Source organism: Streptomyces sp. NPDC002463 (assembly GCF_042889835.1).
In the GTDB taxonomy this organism is placed as follows: Bacteria; Actinomycetota; Actinomycetes; order Streptomycetales; family Streptomycetaceae; genus Streptomyces; species Streptomyces nymphaeiformis.
In genome coordinates, this window is record NZ_JBIARL010000012.1 from 20,352 (window position 1) to 42,364 (window position 22,013).

A 22,013-nucleotide genomic window follows, 5' to 3' on the forward strand; every position below is an offset into this window, starting at 1 on the left:
CGTGCCGAGGGGACAACCGCAGCAGGGACCATCGTGGAGGACCTTTCGGCAATCCTTGCAGTTCAGAGCACTGGGTAGAGGTGCCTCACCGTTTTGAGGAACGCGCGATCCAGAACTGGTAGGTTGCAGAACATTCTGAGGGGTGGCGGCTACCTCAACGGTGCGGCGGGACTCAGCCGGGGGGAAAGTGAGCGAGACGGAATTCGGCGAGCTCCTGCGCACGGCACGCCTGCGCTCGCTGCTCACCTTGGAGGGCCTGGCGGAGGCCTCGGGTGTGAGTGTTCGGGCCATCAGCGACATGGAGCGGGGCAAGAGCCTGCCACGGCAGGGGACGCTGGCCGAACTCATGGACGCTCTGGGGCTGGACCAGAGCGAGCGGGCGGATCTCGTGCGGGCGTCGAAGCGGCGGGGCACCGATGTGCCCCGGCGGTTGCCGCCTGATCCGGCCGTGTTCAGGGCTCGTGAAGCAGCGATGACAGCCGCTCTCGCCCTCACCGAGCAGGTCTCCTCGGTGGGACGGCACGCCGTCGTCGCCGCGATCAGCGGGATGGCGGGGGTCGGCAAGACGGCTCTTGCGGTGCACTGGGCGCATCGGGTCGCGGACCGGTTTCCCGACGGGCAGTTGTACGTGAACCTGCGCGGGTTCGAGGGGGCCGGCCGGCCCGTCGACGCCGGGGACGCGCTGGGAGGCTTCCTCAGGGATCTCGGTGTGCCCACGGAAGAGATTCCGCGCGGCACGGAGGAGCGTGCCGCGCTGTTCCGGGAACAGACGGTCGGCCGTCGCCTGGTCGTCGTCCTGGACAACGCCCTCGACTCCGAGCACGCGCGGCCACTGCTGCCCGCCTCCGCCGGGTGTCTGACCATCGTCACGTCACGTAGCCGCATGTCCGCTCTGTCCGCCACTGAGGGCGCTTCCCTGATCAGTCTCGACGTATGGTCCCGGGAGGAGGCGCTGGCGGCGCTGGCCGCCCGGATCGGTGGCGACCGGTGCCAGGCCGAACCGGAGGCCGCCGCCGAGATCGTCGACCTGTGCGGGTATCTGCCGTTGGCCATCGCCGTGGTCGGCGCGCGGTTGGCAGCCGACCCAAGTACGTCGTTGCGGGGAGCCGTCCGGAAATTGAGGGAGATCCGTCCCCGGCTGGACGCCTTGGTGTCCGATGCTCACCCGGGCGACGTCCGTGCCGTCTTCTCCTGGTCGTACCGAACGCTGTCCGACGCGGCCGCGCGCTTCTTCCGCGCCCTGGCCCTCCATCCCGCCCCTGCCATGTCCGCGGAGGCAGCGGCATCCCTGGCGGGGGTAGGGCTGTCAGAAGCCTGGCGGCACTTGCGGGAGCTGACTTCAGGGAGCCTCCTCTCGCGTAACGGAGAGGGCTTTTACGTGCTCCACGACCTGGTACGCGCGTACGCCTCCGAACTTGCCGAGAGCGAGGGCGACGACCGCCTCGGCGCCGAGATCCGTTTGTTGGACTACCTCCGCCACAACGCCCACACCGCCAACCGATACGTGTCGCGGCTGCCCTCCGATGAGGCCGGCACCGCTGCCTCCGGGGTCGTGCAGCTGGAGTTCGAAGACCGTGAAGAGGCGCTCGACTGGTTCCGTCAGGAGGAAGCGACCGAGTCGGCCGTCTTGCGCCGCACGACCGATCGACGGCTGCTGCGCCGCCTCATCGGCCTCACCGAGGAATGGGTGAGTTACAACTCCGTGATGGGGCATTGGACCGAGGAGATCGCTGTCACCCGCATCGCGTTGGACGCAGCCCTGGCTCTCGACGACCCGAGCGCCATCGTGCGCAGTTGCCTGAACCAGACACGCGCGCTGATCGAAGCCGGGTACCCGGACGAGGTCGACGAGCCGGCCGACCTGGTGCTGCGGCAGCTCGATCGCGTTCCCACCTCGGCACGCGCCCGGGCCGAACGGAATCTGGGCTGGCTGCGCGACCAGCAGGGCCGGTTCGACGACTCCCTGCGACACGCGCGCAACTCGCTGGACCTCTACCGGACCTTGGAACTGCCCAAGGAGATCGCACGGTCACAGGTGGACGTGGGCTACTCGCTCGCCCTCGTCAACGAGCACAGAGAGGCCATCGCCATCAGTGAGCGGGCGATCGCCACGCTGCGGGAGCTCGGCGATGATCGTCTTGAGGCCGGCGCCTGGGACACCATCGGGTTCGCCCAGCACGGACTGGGCGAACCTCGGGCTGCGATCGATGCCTACGAAACGGCCGCCGCGCTCTACTCCGCGGTCCACGACGACTACAGCCACGCCCTGTTGCTGGATCATCTCGCGGCTGCCCGGGCGGATCTCGGGGACACCGAGGGCGCGCGGGCCGATTGGACCCGGGCGGCCGATCTGCTGGAGGCTCTCAAGGTGGTGCGCTCCGCGGAGATTCGGGCCAAGGCACACGCCCTGTCCGTCCCAGTCGTCGTCCACGACCTGGGAGACCCCGGCGCGGCAGGCTGACCGAACACGTCGCCACACACGTGTTACGTTCGATACGTGCGCAAGGGGGTCATGTATGCCTGATCGACGCGATTCCCCCTGATCAGCCGGATTCGCCAAGGAGAGACATGTCCATCACCGCCATGGACCGGAGGAGCGCCCTCGTCGTCGTCGATCTTCAGAAGGGCGTCGTCGGGCTGCCTCTCGCGCACTCTGCCGAAGAGGTGCTGGCCCGCAACGCCGAGTTGCTCGCGGCTTTCCGCCGCCGTCGCCTGCCCGTCGTCCTCGTGAACGTCGCCGGGGCCCCGCCGGGCGCAACGACCTGGGAGTGATCTTCCCCGAGCTTCCGCCGGAGTGGTCCGAGCTGCTCGCCGAGTTGGGTGCCACGGAAAACGATCACCTCGTGACCAAGCACGCGCGCAGCGCCTTCACCCGGACCGGCCTGGACGAGTGGCTGCGAGACCGCGACGTCACGCAGGTCGTCGTCAGCGGCATCACCACCAGCAGCAGTGTGGAATCCACCGTCCGCGACGCCCACGAGCTGGGCTACAGCGTCACGGTCGCGACCGACGCCGTCACCGACGTCGACGGGGCAGCCCACGATCACACGCTCACGAAGGTCTACCCGCTGATCGCCGAAACGGGCCCGACGAAGTTGGTTCTGGCCGCGCTCGCCGTGGCGAGCTGACTTCGGTGCACCGACGACGCGGTGGAGCTCGTCGACGCCGCCGGGAAGCACCCCGACGAGCCAGTCCGCAGTATTCCGATCGACGCCGTGGAGCGGGTGGTGGCCTGTCGCTCGGCGCTCGCCCCGGACGTGATCGCGGCGCTGCCGGACGCAGGCGTCAGGAGGAGCCGTTGGCAGCCCCGGACACCCTGGGGTCACCGAGATACCTCCCGCGCGTGTCGTAGGGCCATGCGTGGGGCTTGCAGTCGTTCAGTCCGTCGATCTGCTGCATCATCGCCGGCGCCGGCCTGCCGGGGCCCGGGCACCCCTCGTGGTCGTGCCCGATGCGGTGGCCGACATCACAGTTGACCTCGCCGCGCGTCTGAAGCCCTGCCGCACCGCAGATCCGGTCCACTGTCGCGGGAGAAGCGATGACGACCACGAAGTCCCGGTTGCCGCTGGACACGAGCTCGAAGCCGTTGTGACCGTCGGCCGTCCAGGACCTGCGGTCCGCGAGGATCTCGTACACCTCGCGCGCCGCCCTGCCGGCCGACAGGCCGATCCCTTCCTCCACCCGCACCTTGAAGCGCCGGGCCGCAACACGTACTGGGCTCCCAGCGTGCCGCCCCCGAGGAGCAGCACGGTCAGGACGAAGATCTGCCCTCGGCCGCTCGGACAGTGAGGGGGACGGATCCTTCCCAGGCAGAAACCTGTCTCTCCCGCGTACGGGCGGAAGGGCGGATGGTGGTGATGTGCCCGACGGAACTGTCAGGGCCGACCGATTCACCACCATCGTTTCCAGGAGTGTTCTCATGAGCAGGACCCGTGCGAGTTTCGTCAGTGCCGGTATCGAGATCGCCGCGCATCTGTACACCCCCGACACCCCCGCGTCGGTCCCGTGGCCGGCGCTCGTGGTCGGCCACCCCGGTACCGGGGTGAAGGAGCAGACGTCGGGCACGTACGCGCAGTTGATGGCCGAGCGTGGTTTCGTGACGCTCGCCTTCGACGCCGCCTACCAGGGCGAGTCCGGCGGTCTGCCGCGTGGTCTGGAAGACCCCGCGCAGCGCGTGGAGGACTTCAAGGCCGCCGTCTCCTACCTCACCACCCGCGAGGAGGTCGACCCCGGTCGGATCGGCCTGCTGGGCATCTGCGCCTCCGGCGGCTATTCCCTGGCCGCCACGGCCGGCGACCACCGTGTCAGGGCCGTGGCCACCGTCTCCACCGCCGAACCCGCCCGCCAGTTCCGCTTCGGTGCCGACGGCGCCCAGGACCCGGTCGTCTTCCAGACCCTGCTGGCCGCCGCCGCCCAGGCGCGCAGCACCGCCGCGCGTGGGGAGGACCCCGGTGTGATGGCGATGTTCCCCCAGACCGCCGAGCAGGCCGGCGCCCTCGGCGGGCAGCACGGCATCGAGGGATTCGAGTACTACTGCACCCCGCGCGGCGAGCACGAGCGCTCCGCCAAGTTCCTCGCCTGGGAGAGCATCGACCGAATGGCCTCCAGCGACGTCTTCCACGCCATCCCGCTGATCGGCGACCGACCTCTCCTGCAGATCATCGGAGAGCGTGCCGTCACCGCCTGGATGGCCGTCGAGGCCCACCAGCGGGCCACCGGCCCCAAGGAGATCCACTGGATCAAGGGCGCCAGCCACGTCGACCTCTACGACAAGAAGCAGTACATCGACCCCGCCGTCGACAAGCTCACCGAGTACTTCACCGAGCACCTCACCAAGTGAACAGCCCCGTCCCACGACATGCGGATCAGTCGTTTGCCCGTCGGAACCGTCGGAACTGCCGGATCGCGCAGGGACCGAAGGGACCGTGGATCCGCTATACGACGGAAAGGCGGCGGGTCTCAGTCCAGCGCCTTCAGCGCCCCGGCGACGGCTGATTCCAGGAACTCCCGGCCGACTCGCGCCTGGCCCATGACACGAATGCCCTGGATGAATGCCGTGAGGAAACGGGCCAGTTCTTCCGGGCGTTGCTCGCCCCGTAATTCTCCCCGGTCCCGCGCCACGCGGAGCACCGCGGTCAGCACCGTCTCCACCTCCGTCATCGCCGTCCTCACCCGTTCGCTCGTGCCCTCGTGGGCCGAGCGCTCGGTGGTGGCGCTGACCAGCAGGCAACCGCGCTCCGGGTCCGCCGCGTCGGCGTCGACCATCGCCATCAAGAGTCCGTGCAGTGCCTTACGGACGTCGGGGCCGCGCCGGACGTCCCGGTCGAGCGCCGCGACCAGACCGTCGCAGTACCGTTCGAGAGCACGCGCGTACAGGCCGTCCTTCGAGCCGAACGCGGCGTAGAGGCTGCCCGTGCCGATGCCGAGCCGCGCCGTCAGTCGTGGCATCGGCGTGGCGTGGTAGCCATGCTCCCAGAACAGGTGCATGGCCTGATCCACGGCCACTTCGGTGTCGAACTCGCGGGGGCGTGCCACTGCGGGATCCCTTCCTCGGCCGTCACACATGTACTCGTCAGCCCGACTCTGGCAGGGCGCTCACGGGTGAGCATGAGTCGATCGACTGCAATCCGGAAGGCCTTCGACCTGGTTCCGTATCGATACGGGCAGGGGGCATGTCGGATCGGGGTTTGTGCGGTTAGCCTCGACGGCATTGACGGCAACAGCCCGAGGACCAAAATGCAGGTGCACCTGAACCCCCCGCTGGAGCCGGGCAACGCGCCCCGGCACGCCGCTGCCATCGTCGCGGCCGCGGCCGACATCAGCGGTGCGGAACTGGACTACAGTCCGGAGAGCATCGTTCTGGTGGAGGACATCGTCGACGGCTTCCGGGCCGAGGGTGTCACCGATGCGGACATGGCCGAGTCCCTCGTGGCCTTCGGCTGCTACGTGGGCGAGATCCTCACCCGGCACGCCGGCGGAGCATGGCGGCACTCCCGGGCGACGCGGGCCTTCAGTGTCCCCGTCGTCGTGGAGCTGCCCGACACCCGGGAGTGCGACCCGATCGACTGGGTCATCTGCCGTCTCAAGTTCGGCGCCGGAGTCAGCATCCGTGACCTCTACGCCGCCGTCGGCACAGGGCACGGCCCCTCGGACCAGCAGCCCTATAGATGATCATGTCCACCTGGAGGTATCCGCTGCCGGTCGAGGAAGCGTTGGAGGACACGAAGTGAGCACGTACAGCAGCACGGACGGCCGGAGTCCGGACGGCACGGTTTCGTGCCGGTCCGATTCCGACGGGGCCGTGCTGCTCGGCCGCGAGCACGAGAAGCAGTTGGTGGAGACCCTTCTGACGGACCTGGCGCACCAGGGACGTGTGCTCCACCTGAGCGGCGCCGCGGGCACGGGGAAATCCGCGCTCATACGTTACGCCGCGGCATCCGCCGAGCACCGGGGCATACGTGTGCTGTCAGCGACGTGGGCCCCTTCCGAACGGAGTCTGCCGAACTCCGCACTTCACGGCCTGCTCCGCCCCGAACTGGTCCGGGCGGACAGACTGCCGGCCGCGGAACGGGCCGTCCTGGACTCTGCGTTCGGCGGCGGTCCGACCGCTCCGGAACCGGCGGACCTTGCGGCCGCCGCGCTGAAACTGCTGGTCACAGCACCAGGACCGGTTCTGCTGTGCATCGACGACCTCGACCGGCTCGACACCGTGAGCCGCGGCGCCCTGAGCGCCATGGCCTCGCTCTGCGCGACCTCACGTGTGAGCATGATCGTCACAGAGCGCGCGGCATCCGCGTCCCTGTCGGCTCCGGATCTGCTCACCGCGACACTCGACGACCTGCCCGATCCCCCGGCCCGTGCCCTCCTGGTCCGCGCGGGGCGGACCACCGGGTACACGGAGGCGCAGCTCGTCCTCTCCCTGGCCAGGGGAAACCCGCTGGCCCTCACGGAACTCTCCCTGGGCAGCGGCCCGCTCGGCGACGCGGCCGGCTTCGGCATGCTGTCGGCGACCTCGCGTCTCGCCGAGTCGTACGCGGAGGACCTGCGGGATTTGTCGGAGCCGGCCCGGACGGTCCTGCTCGTCGCGGCGCTCAGCGCCTCTCCTGTCGCACGGGACATCCTGGACGCGAGCAGCCTGCTGCTGGGCAGCGGCCACGACGCGCGCACCGGGCTCACCGAGTCGGTCGCCCGGGGTCTCGTGACCGAGGACGGCGAGACCACGGGCGAGTGTCGACGCCTGCTCTTCCCTCAGCCGTTGGTCCGACCCGCGATCCTGTACCTGGAGCCGGCGTCCCGGCGCATGGCCGCCCATTCGGTGCTGGGACGGAGCCTCACCAGTGCCCCGCACGCGGCCTGGCACACAGCCCGGTGCACGGCGGGCCCCGACGAGGAACTGGCCCAGCAGCTGGAGGTCCTGGCCGACGGCCCCTGCTCGGGCACCGACCTGCTTGTGGCCCTGGCCGCCCTGGAGAGCGCGTCCCGTCTCTCCCCGGACCCCGAGCTCCAGGCGAACCGGCTGTTGCGCGCCGCCGAACTGGCCGTCGACCGCGGGCTGGTGGACCAGTCGCTGCGCCTAGGCCAGCAGATCGACACGGCGGCCCTCGGCGCCCTCGGGCGTGCTCTGCAGCTGTGGGTGCACGACCTGATTCCGGGCAACACCGTGGTCGGCCGGGAGCGGATCGCGGAGCTGTGCGAGGCGGCACGCGCCGTGTCCCAGCAGGACCCTGTGCTCGCCCAGAAGCTCCTGTACGCGGCGGCGCGGCGCTGCTGGTGGCAACAGACCGGGCTCGGGGAGCGGCGCACCGTCCGGCAGGCGTTCGAGAGTCTGCGGTCCGGGCCGAGCGACGTGCTCGACCTCTCCGTCATGGCGCTGACCGACCCCCTGTCGGCCCTTCGGCCACCGGAACCGCACCCCGTTCCCGGGCTCAGAGAGGAGGACGAGGCGAACCTGATCGCCCAGGTCGCCCACCTCACCAACGACCTCGACCGGGCGGCCCCGCTCTACGTGAAAGCGGAGGCGGCACTCCGTGCCGACGGCCGGTACGGACGGCTGCCGCAGGCCATCGTCCCGCGGGCGATGGGCCAGATCTGGCTCGGCAGCCAGTGGGACACGGTGCACGCCCTCACCGAGGAGGGCAGGACCGTCGCCGAGCAGACAGGGCAGCCCGAATGGGTGGCCCGGGCCACCGGTGCCAGAGCCGTCGTCCTGGCACTGCAGGGCGACCACGAGCAGGCGCTCGCGTGTGCCGCAGAGGTCGAGGAGTACTCCCTGCGCACCGGACTGAACCGGCAGTTGCATCTCGCCTCGCTCGCCCGTGCCCTCACGGCCTCCGGCACCGGCCGGTACGCCGAGGCCTACGCCCGGCTGCGCGCGCTGTTCGCCGAGCCGGCGGGGCCGTACGCCTACGAGGATTTCTGGGCGGTCGTCTTCCTGGCCGAGGCCGCGTTTCCCGCCGGGGAGACGGAGGACGCGAGGTCCGTCGTCAAGCGCCTCGCGTCCCTGACGGATTCGGGATGCCCGCCCCTGGTGGAGCGGATGCTGGCATACGCCGAGGCGGTCATCGCACCCGACGAGGAGGCGGAGAGCCGCTATCTGCGGGCGCTGGGCCCCGGGGTCGAGACGTGGCCGCTGCTGCACGGCATGGCCCTGTTCGGCTACGGAGCCTGGCTCAGGCGCCGGCGCCAGGTCACCACGTCACGCACACCACTGGCCACGGCCGAGTCCGTCTTCCGGGCTCTGGGGGTGCGATCGCGCGCGGACCAGGCAGCCTCCGAGCTGAGGGCGACGGGGCATACGACACCGGTTCAGTCCGCCGGGGAGGGCGCGGACACCGTCGGGGACGACGTCGCCCAGGTGCTGTCCCCGCAGCAGCTGACCACCGCACGTCTGGCCGCTCGTGGTCTGTCCAACCGGGCCATCGCCGAGCAGTTGCGGCTGTCCCCCCGCACGGTCGCCTCGCACCTGTACCAGATCTTCCCCAAGCTGGGCGTCGCGTCCCGGGCGGGGCTCGCGGCGCGGCTCGGCGCCGAGGCGGAGTGAGTGCCGGCGGTCTCAGGCCTGCCGGTGCTCCCGCAGGACCTCGGTGAGCTGCGCCCGCGCCGTCACGCCGAGCCTGGGGAAGATGCGGTAGAGGTACGCCCCGATGGTCCTCGGTGAAAGACCGAGGAGGTCGCCGATCTCCCGGTTGGACCGGCCGCTGCCGGCCAGTTCGGCGATGCGCAGTTCCTGCGGGGTCAGCAGGTCGCGCGGTGCGGTGTGGTCGGCCCCGGCCGTGCTGCCGGTCTCGGGCCGTTCGCCGGAAGCACGCAGTTCCGCGGCGATCTGCGCGACCCGTGCCTCGGCACCCATCATCGTGAAGGTGGCCGCCGCCTGCCGCAGGGCCGTCCGGGAGTCGGCGAACCGCCGTCGGCGCCGCAGGCGCCGCCCGTGGGCCAGCCGCAGCGGTGCTTCCAGGAAGGGCCGGCCGGACAGGTCCTGGGCGAACGCCCGCTCGAACAGCTCCTCTTCCTCGTGGTCGTCCGCGAGGATGGCTCGCGCCACCGTGAAGCGGGCGGCCGCGTCGGGGGCGCACTCCGCGCCCAGACGCTCCTCGAGCCGGTCGAGCACGGCCCGCGCCTCCGCGGTGGCGTTCGCGACCTCGGCGGCCTCCGCGAACGCCACCAGCGCGAACATGGCCGCCGCGCTGACCTGCGGGCGGCCCAGGAGAGCCGACAGCGTGGGGAAGGCGGCCTCGAGGTCCCCCTTCTCCACCTGCGCGCGGGCCGCACCGACGGCCAGAACCGCGTCGATCGTGCGGACCGAGCGCCGTGCGGCCGCCAGTTCTCGTGCCGTGCCGGGCGGGACCGTACCACCGGTACGCAGTGCTCGGAGCAGGTTCTCCAGCAGACGGGCCGCCGCCGCGTGGTGGTCCTGGCCGTGGGCTTCGGCCAGCTCCACGCACCGCCGCAGCGCGTGGCTGCCCTGTCCCCAGTCGCCCGTGGCCAGGTGCGCCAGGCCCTGCCTCAGCAGTACGGGGGGCAGCTGGTCGAGCGCGTCGTGGAAGCGGTGGCGGCGTTCGGCCTGTCGGTACAGGCCCACGGCGCGCAGGGGGTCGCCGGCCGCCAGTGCCGCCTCACCCAGATACTGGACGTCACGTACGGGCAGGTCCGCCAGGTTCCGGACCGCGTGGACGCCCGCGAGGACCGTCGCGGCCCGACGGACCGGGCCGACGGTGGCCATGGCCAGCAACAGCCGCGGGTCGTCCGCGCGGTCCGGCATCCCGTCCAGGAAGGCGAGCAGCGCCTCGGCCCGTGTGCCATCGCCCACGAGGGCGGGCGCTGTGATCCGGGCCAGCTCCAGCCCGTCCACCTGTGCGGCCGGGCCATCGGGGTCGGGCCATGCGGCGGGGTCGGCCGGAAGCGGCGTGCCGCCGGTCCGTGCCAGCGCCTCGGCGCACAGCACGCCCAGCGGGCCCAGTGGCCGGCTCAGTGCGCGGTGCGCCATGGTCCGGGTCATGCGCTCCAGGCCGAGGGAGTGTGCGAGCTGGGCGGTCCGCAAGGCGCAGCGGCCCTGGTCCTCGGGCGTCGAGTACAGCTCGGCCGCACGCCGCAGGAGCCGTACGGCCATGACCGGCTCACACTGCTCCAGCGCGTGCTGGTGCACGGATTCGAGACGGCCGGCCAGGTCAGGGTCGTGTCCCTCGATGCTCTGGGAGAGGTGCCACAGCATGCGCACCGAACCGTCCGCCAGCACGTGCGCCAGGGCGGCGTGCGCGGTACGGATGCGCCGCGGATCGGTGCCGTGCACGATCGCACCCGCTGTCGCGGGGTGGCCGAAGAGCAGCCGCATTCCGTCGAACTCCACCAGACCCTCGCGCTCGGCGGGTTCCAGCGTCGTGAAACCCAGTTCGGTTCCGTCGATCCGTGACGCGGCCGACAGCAACAGGGGCAGGTCGCCGGCCGGGTGCAGGGCGGCCACGAGCAGCAGGTCCTGGGTTCCCGCCGGCAGGCGTGCGGCGCCCGGCGCCATGGCGGCGGCCAGTCGGTCGGAGGAGACGGGGACGTGGGGCACCGAGTCCTCGGAGCGGGCCGGGAGTTCGAGCAGTGCCAGGGGGTTGCCGGCGGCGGTCCCCAGCAGTTCGCGCACGGCCTGGGCGTCCAGGCCCGGACGCCGGGCCGCCAGCAGACGGGCGGACCGGCCGGGCGTGAGCGGGCGGAGCCGCAGTTCCGGGAGGCCGTCCAGGGGTGCCAGGCGGCTGCGGTGCGGTCGCGCGGTCATCAGCAAGGCCATCCGGGGGCCGGTGGTCCGGCGGGCGACGAAGGACAGCACCTCGCGACTGGGCTCGTCCAGCGCGTCCCAGTCGTCCACCGCGACGAGCAGGGGTTGCTCCGCACTGACCGTCTCCAGCATCTCCAGAACGGAGAACGCCAGCCGTGAACGGTCGGCCGAGGGCGGAGTGCCGTCGACGAGCAGCATCTCCAGCACATCGGGCCGCCCACCGCTCAAGGACCTGCCCGTTGGACCCAGCACCGGCCAGACGATCTGCCGCAGCCCGGAGAGGTCGGACGGCTTCCCGCCCCGGATGCCCGCACCGTGCAGCACCCGCAGACCGGCGGTGGTCGCGGCCCGGACCGCTGCCCCGAGCAGCGCCGACTTGCCCGAGCCGGCGTGACCGCACACCACCCGGGTCGCCCCGTGCACCGTGGCCTCGAGCAGAAGATCCCGCAACGCCCGCAGTTCGGCGTCGCGACCGATGATCCCGGTGTCCGCCGCCGGCTGAGGGAGCGGCGCCATCAGCGACAACGAGTGGTTGCCCGCCTCACCTCCGGTGCGGCGGGAGAGCCTGGTCTGCGTGTCGTTCATCGCTGCCCCTGTTCCCAGGCGAGCGTTCCCGCCGGGCCGGGGCCGGCGCTCTCCTGTCGCCCCCCCATCCCACCGGAGCGGCGTCCGCGGGGCCAGGCAGTTCGCATGCAGCTTGCCTTCCGCATGGAGGAGGCGCAGGTGGTCGATGGCTGCAGGCGTGACGTGCCGCGCCTGCGCAACCTGATGTCAGGCCTGTTCCGAGGATGCTCCGGAAGCGTCCAGCGCCTCCGCGTTGGCCCGCATCCGAGCCGCGTGCGGGCTGTCGATCGTACTCAGGAGCTCGGCTGCCCGCAGCCAGCTCGCCCGTGCCTCCGCACGAGAGCCCTGTTCCTGCTGCGCCGTCGCGAGGTGTTCGAGCACCTCGGCCTGGTTGTAGTCGTCGAAGGCATCTCCGTAGACCCGCAGGGACTCCTGGTAGTCGGCGACGGCGCCGCCGAGGTCGCCGAGGCGATGCCGGGCGTAGCCCATGGTGTCCCAGGCGGCCGCCTCGATACGGAGGTTGTCGTAGCGCTGGAGCAAGGGGATCGCCTCCTTGCACAGCTCGATCGTCTCCTCGTACCGGCCGAGCAGTGCGAGGTACCAGCCCACCGCGTTCATCTCGCGGGCCGCGGCCCGGTCGTCTCCGAGCGTGCGGTAGATGTCCAGCGCGTTGCGGGCGTGGCGCAGGGCCTCGTCATGGCGCTTCTGCCGGCCGCGCACCCAGCCCACCGTCCGTTCGGCGACCGCTCGTTCCACGGGGCCGAGCCGGTGCAGCTGCCCGAGCATCAGCTCGACGTGCCGGTCCGCGTCGGCGGCCTGCCCGGTTTCCGCCAGAGCACGGGCGAGGTGCGAGGCGTTCCCCATGATGGCGGCCGGGTCGTCCAACTGCAGAGCGGCGTCCAGGCCGATCCGCTTGGCGGCGATCTCCTCGCTCCAGCGGCCCATGAGCGAGTAGTAGCTCACCCAGTCCTGTGTGAGGGTCATGCGGAACCGCAGCAGCCGCGGATCGTCCATGGAACGCAGGGCCGACGAGACGGTCGCCTCCTCCTGACGGAACCAGGCCAGCGCCTCCTCACGGGTGTCGAGCGGGACGCTCACCACCCCGTCGGCCAACGGAACGTCCTCGTCCGCCACGGTGATCCCGAGGAAACGGTTGGCCGCCTGGGCATTGTGGCGCAGATAGTCCAGCAGCCGGGTCCGAGCGCCCAGACCGTCGTCCTGCTCCGACTCGACGAGTTCGACGCCGTAGACCCTCACCAGGTCGTGCAGGACGTACCTGCCCTCCGCGTCCCGCGACAACAGATTCGCCGAAGCCAGCCGGCGCAGATGCCGCCGGGCTTCCGGTACGCCGATCCCCGCGAGGGAGGCCGCGGCCGCCGCCGACACCGACGGGCCGGGGTGCAGGGCCAGGTGCCGGAAGAGAACGGCCGTCTCCGGCGGCAGGGCCCGGTACGACCAGGAGAACACGGCCCGGACGTCGCTGCGTCGGGCCCCGGCCGACAGCGCGTCCAGCAGCGGTGCGGTCCCCCGCAGGTCCCGTACCGCCACGCGCAGGGGGAGCTGCGGCATCGCGCTCAGCTGCGCCGCGACGATCGCGACCGCCAGCGGCAGGTATCCGCACAGCTCCACCAGTCGGGCGGCGGCTTTCGGGTCCGTCCGGCAGCGGTCTTCGCCGATTCGTGCGGAGAGCGCGGCCAGCGCCTCCTCGCGGGTCCACACGTCGAGACCGACCAGCTGCGCGCCTTCCCTCGTGGCCAGGTCGGCCAGGCGGCTGCGCGAGGTGATGATGGTCAGGCACCCGGTCGAGGCCGGGAGCAGTGGCCTGACCTGCTCCTCGTCGCGTGCGTTGTCGAGTACGACGATGAGCCTCCGGGACTCGGTCCGCTTCCGGAAGAGGGCGCCGCGCTTCTCGGTGCCACGAGGAATGTCGTTGTCGGGCACCCCGAGGGCACGGAGGAATCCGCCCAGGGCCTCTGCCGGATCCAGGGGATGTGCGGCGTCCTCGAAGCCACGCAGGTTCACGTAGAGCTGTCCGTCCGGGAACCGGTCCGCGACGTGATGCGCCCAGTGCACGGCGAAAGCCGTCTTGCCCACACCTGCCATCCCGCCGATCGCCGAGACGACCACGTGTCCGCCCTGGTCGGTGATCCGGGAGGTGAACTCTCGCACGGTCTCCAGTGCTTGCGTGCGGCCGCGGAACACCGCGAGATCGGGCGGGAGCTGTCGCGGCACCCGTCCGGCATGCCCTTCGGCGCGGAGCACGGACGCCTCGAGGAACCGTCGCCGCTCGTCCTCGTCGAGCTCCAGGGCGTCCATCAACTCGCTCAGCGTGGCCTGCCGTGGCAGGCTCTGTCCGCGCTCCATGTCGCTGATCGCCCGGACGCTCACCCCGGACGCCTCCGCGAGGCTCTCCAGCGTCAACAGCGAGCGCTGCCGTGCCTCCCGCAGCAGACGCCCGAACTCGGTCCTGCCCACACCCGCCCCCCGGCGCTTTCTGTTCTGGAACGCTCATTAAAGCAAGGAGGGGGACAGCAGGACGGGGCGAGACTCGGTCTCGCCCCGTCCTGTCGGCCGCGCGGGGCGGCTGCCGTCAACGCAGGGTGTACGCCGTGGGGATGGTCTGCCGGACGGTGTTGCCCTGGCTGTCGGTCGCACTGATTCTCAGCCCGACGCCCTGGGCGGCCTGGTCCCGGCGGGGGTTCCCGACCGTCGTGGTGAACGTGTTCTTCCCCGTGGCTCTCGTCGCCGCCGGGTGCCAGGTACGGCCCCCGTCGAAGGTGGTCTCCGCCTTCAGGGAGGTCACCCTGGGCGGCTCGGTGAGGCGTGGCTGGTAGTAGCCGGTGACGATGATCTCGTGCTGCTCCCCCGCCTTGACCGTGTTGTCCAGGGCCAGGCCGAGGTCGTAGCGCAGGAAGATCAGCGGCTCGGGTCGGCAGGCCGCCTTGTTGGTGCCGAGCACGTCGCCCATGCACGGGCTCTGCTTGGGCGCGTCGGTCTTGGTCGCTCCGGCGGAGGTGTATTCCCAGACCGTCTTGGAGTCGTCGGTCTTCGTCTCGAACGTGTACCGGGACGACTTCGCCGGCAGGTCGTAGGAGACGAGGTCACCGCTCTTGCAGCCGGCCAATGTCAGCATCGTCGCGGCCGCGCACAGCATGAGGGTCCCTCTGCGGCGCCGTGCCGAAGGCACACGGGTGGTCATCTTGGGGTCTCCTTAGCGGATTCGGACGCCGTCACCGGTTCTCGTCGGGCAGGGGCTCCGTGCGGCTCTCGATCTCCCGACCCGATGCGTCGAGCAGCTTGAAGGCGCAGGTGTGGTCGAGGTTCGGCAAGGTCGGCGAGACGGTCGGCCCGCACGTCGGGATCTCGGCGAACTCGCTGGTGAGAAGTTCGTTGTCGACGATTCCGATCAGAGCCTGGCGGCCGCCGCCGCTTCCGGTCAGGTAGACGGTCGGGTAGAAGACGTCGCCCTGCCGGCATCCCGCGCACGGTCCGGCCCCGACGGTGAAGCCGGACTCGGTCCGCACCTGGGGCACGGCCCCCGGAACGGAGGGTCCCGCGTTCACGTGGAGGGAGTTCCGGCCGGTGAGGACCAGGTCGTTCGACTCGGAGCGGTTGTGCGCCAGGAAGGAGTACGCCCCGGTCGTCTCGGCCCAGGAGGCGGTGAACCTGCTGATCGCGTCGTCCTGCCGCTTGACGAAGGCGGTCATGCTCCGTCGCGTGGACGGGTGCGGCAGGGCCACCGGGGAGGTGTTGGGGGTGGCCTGGAGCGACTGCATCCAGCTCAGCTGGTGGACGACTCCGGGCCGGGTCGCGTGGAAGTGGAGGTCGACCCGGTCGAGGTCGTCGTTCTCGACGCGGTAGGCGTTCGGTCGGATCTGCCCCTCGTCGTGGTACCTGGCGGCGTACGCCCTCGGCACTTCGCTGCCGCCGAGACGGATCTCCACGTGCGCCCGGTCGGCTCCGAGTCGCTTGATCAGGTCTTCGGCCTCGGCATGAGGCACCGTCAGGACGGGCAGAGCGGCGTACGACCGGATGTCCGGGCAGCTCTGCGGCCCGTCCGGGCAATGGTCGAGCTCTCCGGGACCGCCCAGCGAGGTGAGGCCGGGTGCCGCGACCAGCACTCCGACGGCGCCGGCGGTGGCAGCGGCCGCGACCCGCTCGTCCCGGAGCCGGGAGAAGTCGCAGGTCTGCTGGCAGATGTCGGTCGGGGTCAGCAGGACGAGCTTGCCCCGGACGTCCGCCTTCGCGAGTTCGGCAGCGGTGCCGGTGCCGGCGTGGACCACCCGCAGGCGCCCCTTGAGCGGCAGCCGGGGGACCGTGATCGCGGCCTCGCGGAAGACCGGGTCGCCGTCGTCGCCCAGCCATACCTGTGTCGTGGTCACCGCGGCGTCCGGACTCCCGTAGCGCGGGGACAGGCCGGCGGGGGCGCCGCCGCCCGTGGTGCGCATGGTGACGACGGGAGTGGTCCCCGAACTGTAGAAGTCATGGGTGAAGGTGCCCAGTCGGACTTTCTCCGTGGGCAGCACCCACCAGTTCGGCTCGCCGGCGTCGTAGTCGTAGTTGACCGACGTGCCCGCCGTCCACTCCCCGGTCGCCGAGACCCGCTTCACGTAGTCGCCCGCCGAGTAGGTCTCGGTGGCCTCCGGGTACCGCACGCTCAGCGGCTTGGCCCTGCGCAGGTCCAGGGTGACCGTGGTCGCCTTGGTGAGTGCGACCTCCGGGGCGATCGGCTGGGCGTGCTGCCACGCACCGGAACCGTCGCGCCAGTCGACCGGTATCTGCACCGCGTAGGTGCCGCGGAAGAGCTGCCTGGTCACGGTGCCGGCGCCGGTCTCGGCGGCCGGGCCCGAGTGCAGGTACACCTGGTCGTCGACCGGGGTGAACGTGGCGGTTCCGTAGCGCACGTCGGTGGTGTCCGCCGGGGTGACGACCTTGAGGGTGAGGGGGAACCCCTCGGCTTCGACGAAGGCGTGGACGACCGAGCTCAGCCGTATGCCGCCCGTCTCGTCACGGGCGCTGACCAGCCCGTTGTAGGTGCCGTGGGCGTCATCGGCGCCGAGCACGCCCGCGTTGAGGGTCACGGGCACCTCTGCTGACCCGTCGGCGGGGACGACCACCTTGTCCGTGCCGAGGGTGAACATGCCCGTGGGGGCGGGTCGTCCGTCGGCGAAGGAGACCGGCATCGTGAGGTGCAGGGTGATCGCCTTGTCGCTGCGGTTGGTGTACGTGATCTTCTTCGTCGTCGGCGACTGCGGGTACGGCAGGCGGCCGAAGTTCAGGTTGCCCTTGGGGACGATCCGCGGGTCGGTCGCGGTCGCGAGGTCCACCCGGCCGGTCCCCTGGGCGTACAGGTCGTGCCCGAGATCGACGGCGGTGTCCATCAGCCGCGCCTTGATCTGCCGGCCGGTCAGCTCCGGGTTCTGCTGGGCGACGATGGCCGCGGCGCCGGCCACGTGGGGCGTCGCCATCGAGGTCCCGTCGAACGCGGTGTAGTACTGGTCCACCGGCGCGCCCATGGTCGTGCCGGCGGCGCGTGCCGCGACGATGCCGACGCCGGGAGCCGCGATGTCGGGCTTGGCGGCACCGTCCCCGATGCGGGGTCCGCGGTTGGAGAAGCCCGCCATCTCACCGAATTTGTCGACGGCCGCCACGGTCAGGGCGTCGTCGGCGGAACCCGGGCTGACGACCTTCTGGGGGAAGAGACCGGAGTTGCCCGCCGCGACCACGAACAGGGTGCCGGTGCTGCGGCTGAGGTCGTTGAGGGCCTGGCTCAGCGGGTCCGTGCCGTCGGTGGGGTCACCGCCCAGGCTCAGGTTGACGACCTTGGCTCCCGACCGGGCGGCCCACTCCATGCCGGCGATGATCTCGTCCTCGGGGCACTGCCCGCTGTCGTCGCAGACCTTGCCCACCAGAAGCCTGGCTCCGGGTGCGACGCCCTTGCGCAGGCCCTTGGACGCGGCGCCACTGCCCAGGACCGTGGACGCCACGTGGGTGCCGTGCCCGTGCCCGTCCTTGGCGCCGGCCGGGCTGCCGGTGAAGTCACGCTGTCCGACGATGCTCCCGGCCACGTCCGGATGGGTGGCGTCGATACCGGTGTCGAGGACCGCCACGGTCACGCCGGTGCCGTCGTATCCCCGTTCCCAGGCGACGGGCGCGCCGATCTGCGGCACCGACTGGTCGAGGTCGATCCGCGCCAGGCCGTTGAGCCAGACCTTCTCGACCCCGGCCAGGGAGCCGGCGGACCGGGCGGCGGCCGCGGTGGCGGCCTCCTTGCCCCGTACCTCCTGCCACCACCGTCCGCTGTCGGTGATGTTCATCGAGCGGCCGTCGATGCTCGGAAGTGCCCTCCCGCCGGACGCCCCGGCGATCTGCCGCGTCCTGGCGACGGCTCCGGCCGCATCGGTGTAGGTGACGAGCACCGGCACCGTGGTGTCCTTGCCGGCCGCGACGAGCCTCACCAGTCGGCTCACGTCGAACAGGCTCCAGTCGAGCAGTCCCTTGCCGACCAGCGCGAGGGCGTCGTCGGGTACGACGTACAGCTTGCCCTGGCGGGTGAGGGTGTGGAACACGACGGGCAGCCCGTCGGACCGCTGCGCGCTCCTGGTGTCGCGGACGACCGGCTTGCCGTCGTCGTCGACGCCGATGTGCACCTTGTCGCCGGTGACCAGCGTGACCGAAACGGACCCGCCGGACGCGGAGACGACCCGTGCCAGGTCGGCGTCGGCGGTGACCGTCGCGTTCTTCTTCTGCGCGCCGCTGGACGGCTTCTGTGCGACGCCGGAGGGCGGCGGCTGCTCGGCGGCGTGGGTCGCCGTCGTCGACACGAGCATGCCGAGGACGGTCAGTCCTACGGCCACCGCACCCCGGCGTCTGCCGGTGCGCTGTCTTGCACTTGACCTCATCGATCAGTCTCCTGTGCGAGGAATGACGGGGAAAGTGGGAGGAGTTCGGCCTAGAGCGGTTCGTACTCGCCGATGTCGTCGGCATCAGCCCCCGCGTCGTCCGAAGGGGCGGCGTCCGCCGCGACCGGTGGCGTCGACGACGGCTCCGGTCGGCCTCGGGGGGCATGCTCGGTCACGGACGGGGCGCCTTCGGGCGAAGGCGCGTGCGGGTCGGGGGGCGGCATGGCGACGAGTGTGCGATCGGGCAGGCCGCCGGCACGATCGGTCAGATGCGGGATTTAATCCCGCCGCTCACCCGCCCGGCTTTTCTTCGACTGCTGGACGGTGCGCGGAATTCACTCGTCGCCGGAGCGCCGTCGGCTCGGCTCGCCGACGAGGCCCGCCTCGACGACCCTGACCGCGAGTGCGGTGCGCGAGGTCACGTCCAGTTTGCGCATCGCCGATCTCACCTGGCTGGCGACGGTCTGCGCCGACACCACGAGCGCGTCGGCGATCTGCCGGTTGGTCAGGCCTTCGACCAGCAGCCGGACGACTTCCCGTTCACGCGGCGAGAGCCGGTTGCCGTAGCCGGGACGTCCCCGGCCACGGGTCGCCGTGGACACACCCTCGTACCGCGCGGCGAGGAAACGCTTGATCCGATCGGCGTCGTTGTGGGCGCCGAGTTCGGACAGTTCCTGCCCGATGCCGGACAACAGCGGCAGCGCCGTCTCCTCCCGGCCGTCCGCGAGGAGACAGTGGGCGGCGCGCTCCCGGGCGAGCAGAGCGTCGTACGGGCGCGGCAGCGCCTCCCACGCGGTGGCGGCCCGGGTGAACAACGCGGCGGCGTCCGCGAGGCGCCCCTCGGCATCGGCCAGGATCGCGCGGCACAGGAGCAGGGATGCCTGGGGGGCCGGAGCATCCCTGTCGCCCAGCGCCTCTCCGAAGACGGTCACCACGTCCGTGGCCTGACCGAGCCGGCCGGCCGCGGCCAGGGCCATGGCTCGTGCCGGGACGAAGTCGACGGCCCGGGACCACAGACCGCCACCGACCGCGGTCCCCGCGGGCTGGTCGGTGACGCGGAGCGCCTCGTCGACGTCTCCGTCGTGCAAGGACAGCCTGGCCAGCGCGGCGGCGGCTTCGACGCGTTGCTGGTCGTCCCGTCCGGCAAAACGCAGCCAGCGCCTCGCCGCGTCCCGGTCTCCGGCCGCGGCCTCCAGCAGGCCGGCCACGAGCGCCGCCTCGCACCGGTCCTTCTGCCGAACCCCGCGGTCGTCGTCGACCAGGCGCGCCGCCCGCTCGGCGAGGCCCGGCCAGGCGCCGGTGAACCAGTCGAGGTGGGCCTTGGAGGAGGCGATGCTGTCGAGGTAGTCGGGGAGGCGGTGTCGCTCGGCGAGGTCACGGGCCTTGGCCAGTCGTGCCCGGGCCTCGTCGTACCGTCCCCACCGCGTCGCCTCCTCGCCGATGTTCGTGTGACCCGCCGTGACGAAGGACGCCGCCCGGGGATCCAGCACGTCGTCCGGGATCTCGCGGGCGGCGTCCCATCCGGCCTCCTCACCCAGCGCCAGCAGGGCGAACGCGCGGTCCACGGAGAGGTGCAGCCGGTCGAGGGAGCCCATGGTCCGCGGCGGTGTCGGCACCTCCCTCAGCCACCGCAGGTGTTCCGAGACCGGTCGTGCGTCGCCCAGGGGCAGGGCCAGCAGGATCCGGGCGCGTGCCGTCTCCGGGGATCCCGGTGCCAGGTGGGGTACCGCGGTGAGGATCTCGCGGCGGCCCTCCTCGATCTCGCCCGCCGCCATGAGCACGCGGCCGGTCTGGAAGCGGACCGACGCCTGCTCGACCGGCGTCAGGGCCTGGCTGCCGAGGGCGGAGCGCAGCGATGCGACGATCGCCGAGTGCGGGTCGGAGCCGGGCAGGGCCTGGAACTGGATCTTCGTCACCAGCCGTACCAGGGCAGCCGCGGGCAGCGGCGTGGTGGTGACGAGGCTGTGGATGAGGAGCGCCGACGTGGCCACGTCACCGGACTGGACACAGAGGTCGGCCGCCTCCTCGGTGTACCGGCATGCGGCCTCGGCCTCGCCGGCCAGCCGGAAGTGCCGGGCCAGCTGTGCCACGGGGGGCAGCGGCGACCGCTCCAGTGCCCTGCCCGCCCGGAGGTGCATGACACGCCGTTCGGCGGCCGGGATGACGTCGTACACGGCATGGCACGCCAGCGAGTGCCGGAACGACCATTGCCCGGGCCGTTCCTCGCGCAACAGGCCGCAGCCGAGCGCCTCCGCCACCTGCTCCGCGAACCGCTCCTCGGGCAGACCGGTGACGGCGCGCAGCGTCGCGTGGTCGGCCGGGCCGGACAGCACGGACACCGCGAAGGGTACGGTGCGGGAGTCGGGCCGCAGCCGCTGGACACGTTCGAGCATGGCGTCGCGGATGGTCGGCGGGACCTCGATGCGGTCCAGGCGACGCCGTGCCCACCCTCCGTCCCGGTGGATCAGATCGGCCCGGTCGTGCATCAGCCGCACCGATTCCTCCATCGCCAGGGGGACTCCTTCGGTGCGGGTGTGCAGGAAGTCGGCGAACTCCCTCGACACATGCCCGCCGGCCAGCATCGACGAGACGAACGAGGCGGTCTCGCCGACATCCAGCGGTCCCAGGGCGAGTCGGACGGGACGGGCGTCGGAGGGCAGCCGGGAGGACAGTCGCAGTAGCAGGGAATCCTGCGGTATCTCGTCCCGTCGGAACGTCAGCACCACGCTGACCGGTTGCGGTCGGCGGGAGACCAGGAAGAGCAGGAACTCGAGCGTCGCCTCGTCGGCCCAGTGGACGTCCTCCAGCGCGAGGACGTCCACGTCGAGCCGGCCGAGGACCTCCGTGAACGCGCGGAACAGCCGGTGCCGGGCGGCGGTGGCGTCCTCCAGCGTCTCCGGAGCCGGAGGGAGTTCACCGGCCCACTCGGGGAACAGGGGTCGCAACGCCCCCGCCAGTCCGCTCAGGCCCAGCGCGGCGACGTCGTCGACGCCGTCGCGTACCGCGTCCACCACGGCCCCGAGGGTGTACGGCACCCGCAGCTCCAGGCAGGCGCCGACCAGGGCGCGCCGCCCCTGCTCGGCCTGGGACGCCAGGAACTCACGCAGCAGCCGGGTCTTGCCGATGCCCGCCTCGCCGTCGATCAGGACGACCGCGCGGGTGTGTCCGAGCGCCGATCCGAGGGCGTCCAGGTCACGGTCCCGGCCGACGAACCGCGGCGCGGACAGCGCTGGAAGCGGGCCACCAGGTGTGGGGGTGTCTGCGAGCATCGCCCTATCCCGTCAGCCGAC

Annotated in this window: 14 protein-coding genes; 6 read left to right on the plus strand and 8 right to left on the minus strand. The window is 71.6% G+C overall.

All coding sequences use genetic code 11. From position 1 onward, the window contains the following. The first annotated feature begins 187 nt into the window (after positions 1-187). From ACFYX3_RS23975 to ACFYX3_RS23985, 3 genes are all read left to right on the plus strand, one after another. Entirely contained in the window at positions 188-2,461 is a 2,274-nt protein-coding gene (locus ACFYX3_RS23975) for a helix-turn-helix domain-containing protein (RefSeq protein ID WP_389016769.1), read from the plus strand. A gap of 107 nt (positions 2,462-2,568) precedes the next feature. Beyond that, positions 2,569-2,772, plus strand: coding sequence for an isochorismatase family protein (locus ACFYX3_RS23980; protein ID WP_389016772.1), 204 nt, complete (start codon positions 2,569-2,571; stop codon positions 2,770-2,772). Next, positions 2,769-3,128: a cysteine hydrolase family protein gene (locus ACFYX3_RS23985; protein WP_389016775.1), complete on the plus strand. Its 360-nt coding sequence runs from the start codon at positions 2,769-2,771 to the stop codon at positions 3,126-3,128. Before ACFYX3_RS23980 ends, ACFYX3_RS23985 begins: the two co-directional genes overlap by 4 nt. Positions 3,129-3,285: 157 nt before the next feature. Here the strand turns inward: ACFYX3_RS23985 and ACFYX3_RS23990 are convergent, their stop codons facing one another. After that, complete coding sequence (locus ACFYX3_RS23990) at positions 3,286-3,681, minus strand: DUF3152 domain-containing protein (protein WP_389016778.1); 396 nt, start codon at positions 3,679-3,681, stop codon at positions 3,286-3,288. A 238-nt stretch (positions 3,682-3,919) separates the two neighbouring features. Here ACFYX3_RS23990 and ACFYX3_RS23995 point away from each other — a divergent pair, with 238 nt between their 5' ends. After that, positions 3,920-4,840 carry an alpha/beta hydrolase gene (locus ACFYX3_RS23995; RefSeq protein ID WP_389016781.1) on the plus strand — a complete coding sequence of 307 codons (921 nt, stop codon included), beginning with the start codon at positions 3,920-3,922 and terminating at the stop codon, positions 4,838-4,840. A 119-nt stretch (positions 4,841-4,959) separates the two neighbouring features. On the opposite strand, the gene ACFYX3_RS24000 is transcribed toward ACFYX3_RS23995, so the two are convergent. Further along, positions 4,960-5,535 (minus strand): TetR/AcrR family transcriptional regulator, encoded by a 576-nt coding sequence (locus tag ACFYX3_RS24000; RefSeq protein ID WP_389016784.1) that lies wholly within the window; start codon positions 5,533-5,535, stop codon positions 4,960-4,962. Between the two features lie 201 nt (positions 5,536-5,736). On the opposite strand from ACFYX3_RS24000, the gene ACFYX3_RS24005 reads away from it, so the two are divergent. Both ACFYX3_RS24005 and ACFYX3_RS24010 read left to right on the plus strand, forming a co-directional pair. Continuing rightward, complete coding sequence (locus ACFYX3_RS24005; RefSeq protein WP_389016787.1) at positions 5,737-6,171, plus strand: hypothetical protein; 435 nt, start codon at positions 5,737-5,739, stop codon at positions 6,169-6,171. A 55-nt stretch (positions 6,172-6,226) separates the two neighbouring features. Further along, positions 6,227-9,040, plus strand: coding sequence for an AAA family ATPase (locus ACFYX3_RS24010; RefSeq protein WP_389016790.1), 2,814 nt, complete (start codon positions 6,227-6,229; stop codon positions 9,038-9,040). A gap of 12 nt (positions 9,041-9,052) precedes the next feature. Here the strand turns inward: ACFYX3_RS24010 and ACFYX3_RS24015 are convergent, their stop codons facing one another. The 6 genes from ACFYX3_RS24015 to ACFYX3_RS24040 all read right to left on the minus strand — a co-directional run bounded on the left by ACFYX3_RS24015 (position 9,053) and on the right by ACFYX3_RS24040 (position 21,992). After that, complete coding sequence (locus ACFYX3_RS24015; protein ID WP_389016793.1) at positions 9,053-11,842, minus strand: AAA family ATPase; 2,790 nt, start codon at positions 11,840-11,842, stop codon at positions 9,053-9,055. 186 nt (positions 11,843-12,028) lie between these two features. After that, positions 12,029-14,296 carry an ATP-binding protein gene (locus ACFYX3_RS24020; protein WP_389016796.1) on the minus strand — a complete coding sequence of 756 codons (2,268 nt, stop codon included), beginning with the start codon at positions 14,294-14,296 and terminating at the stop codon, positions 12,029-12,031. A 115-nt stretch (positions 14,297-14,411) separates the two neighbouring features. Next, complete coding sequence (locus ACFYX3_RS24025) at positions 14,412-15,020, minus strand: hypothetical protein (protein WP_389016799.1); 609 nt, start codon at positions 15,018-15,020, stop codon at positions 14,412-14,414. Positions 15,021-15,051: 31 nt separating this feature from the next. Then, the gene (locus tag ACFYX3_RS24030) at positions 15,052-18,678 is read right to left on the minus strand and encodes a S8 family serine peptidase (RefSeq protein ID WP_389016802.1); all 3,627 of its coding nucleotides are present in this window, start codon (positions 18,676-18,678) and stop codon (positions 15,052-15,054) included. A 95-nt stretch (positions 18,679-18,773) separates the two neighbouring features. After that, positions 18,774-18,899 carry a hypothetical protein gene (locus ACFYX3_RS24035; RefSeq protein WP_389016804.1) on the minus strand — a complete coding sequence of 42 codons (126 nt, stop codon included), beginning with the start codon at positions 18,897-18,899 and terminating at the stop codon, positions 18,774-18,776. A 159-nt stretch (positions 18,900-19,058) separates the two neighbouring features. Then, entirely contained in the window at positions 19,059-21,992 is a 2,934-nt protein-coding gene (locus ACFYX3_RS24040; protein ID WP_389016806.1) for a helix-turn-helix transcriptional regulator, read from the minus strand. Between the last annotated feature and the right edge of the window lie 21 nt (positions 21,993-22,013).